General features: G+C 68.2%; 1 protein-coding gene. It reads left to right on the top strand.

Translation table 11 applies throughout. The features are described 5' to 3' along the window. The first annotated feature begins 472 nt into the window (after window positions 1–472). Window positions 473–1,177, top strand: a complete 705-nt coding sequence (locus ACWEO7_RS39395) for an enoyl-CoA hydratase-related protein (protein ID WP_452430928.1) — start codon at window positions 473–475, stop codon at window positions 1,175–1,177. Window positions 1,178–1,668: the final 491 nt, after the last annotated feature.

The raw sequence follows: 1,668 nt of genomic DNA, 5'->3' as shown, positions 1-1,668 counted from the left end.
CGCGGCCGCCGCTTGCTCCTTCGTCGCGTACGCGGCGGCCGCGCAAACGCGAGCCGGGCCGCGAACGGCGCATGCTCGGTCTCGCTTCGCTCGAAAGACGGGGTTGGGGTGTGCTGGGCGCGTCGGTTGCGGAGCTGGCTACTCAGTGCGCGCGGTTTGTAGTGGCTGGCTCGCTGGCTGTTGGCTAGGCCGGACTGACCCTGCCGTCGCTTGCGCTTCTTTGCGGCCTAGCCGCTCGAATGCGGGCCGGGCTGTAGTCAGCCTTTCCAGCCTCTGCGGTGCTATGTGTTCGCGAGCCAGCGGCGAATGGCGCATGCTCGCCTTTGCAGCGCTCGAAACGAGCGGTGCTCGCTGGTGGCGTGGGGATGGTTACCCGGCCGGGGGATCACCAGCGAGGGGGCGACCGTTGCGGTCGATGTTCGACTGCTACCCGCGAGTAGGGGATCGGTCGTTGCCCGTTACGCTGCACCGCATGCCGTATCTGGAACGCCAAGGTGAAGTGTTCGTCGTGTACCTCGGCGCCGAGGGACAGGCGGACAGCGAGAACCGCTTCCACCCGGACTGGATCGACGCGTTGCACGGGCTGCTGGACGAGGTCGAGAGTTCCGTTGGGCCCGCCGCGCTGGTGACGACGGCGACCGGAAAGTTCTTCAGCAACGGTCTGGACACCGATTGGCTGTTCGGCAACCTGGAGAAGATGCACGGCTACCTCGACCGCGTGCACTCGCTCTACACCCGCCTGCTCGCATTCCCGCTGCCGACCGTCGCCGCGATCAACGGCCATGCCTTCGGCGCGGGCGCCATGCTGGCCACCTCACACGATTTCCGGGTGATGCGGGCTGATCGCGGCTTCTACTGCCTGCCCGAGGTGCACCTGGGCATGCCGTTCACCATCGGGATGAACGCCCTGCTCACCGAGCGGCTGAGCAACCAGGTCTGCGTGCAGGCGATGACCACCGGCCACCGCTACCCGGCCGACGAGGCGATCGCCGCGGGCATCGTGGACGACAAGGCCGAAGCCGACGAGCTGCTCGCGACCGCCGTCCAGCGGGCGGCGGCACTGGCGAGCAACCGCAGGCCCAACCTGCCGGTGATCAAGCGTGCCCTACACGCAAAAGCGCTGGCAGGCCTCGCGGTCCCGACAACCCCGGAAAACCTGGCGTTCGCCACGAACTGACCCGCCTTCACGGACGGCCCAGTCCGCGCGTCCGACCGGCTAACTCATACTGACGTCCGCGTCGGCCGACGAACGGGCTTGCGGTTCTGCCTGGGCCCGCCGCGGCACAAGACGCACACGCTTCAGACGGCTTGTGAACCGGCCCAGCAGTGAAAATCCAGGTCCCGCGGGTGGATCGCCACACACGGAACTGCTTGGGCTTTGCGAGACCGAGCATCCACCGTTCACGGCCCGACTCGCGAACATCCAGCACCGCAGGCGCTGGAACGCCGAACAGCCCGTCTCGCGCAGCCGCAGCGGCGAAGGAGTAAGCACGGGCATTCGGGCCGAGCCGATAGCCGAGCCACCACAACCGCGCGCACTTGGTGGCGAGTTCCGATACCGACGCGCCCAGCGCACCCCGACCACGTCTTTCGAGCGAAGCGAGACCGAGCATGCGCCGTTCGCGGCCCGGCTCGCGGTTGCGCGGCCGCCGCGTACGCGACGAAGGA

Source organism: Nocardia sp. NPDC004260, assembly GCF_053603155.1.
Note: the sequence above shows the minus strand (reverse complement) of the source record. Positions and strands in the feature narration are given on the sequence as shown.

What these genes read in the sequence shown, in the direction of transcription:
- ACWEO7_RS39395 (WP_452430928.1), top strand. Translation starts at nt 473, where the DNA reads ATGCCGTATCTGGAACGCCAAGGTGAAGTGTTCGTCGTGTACCTCGGC.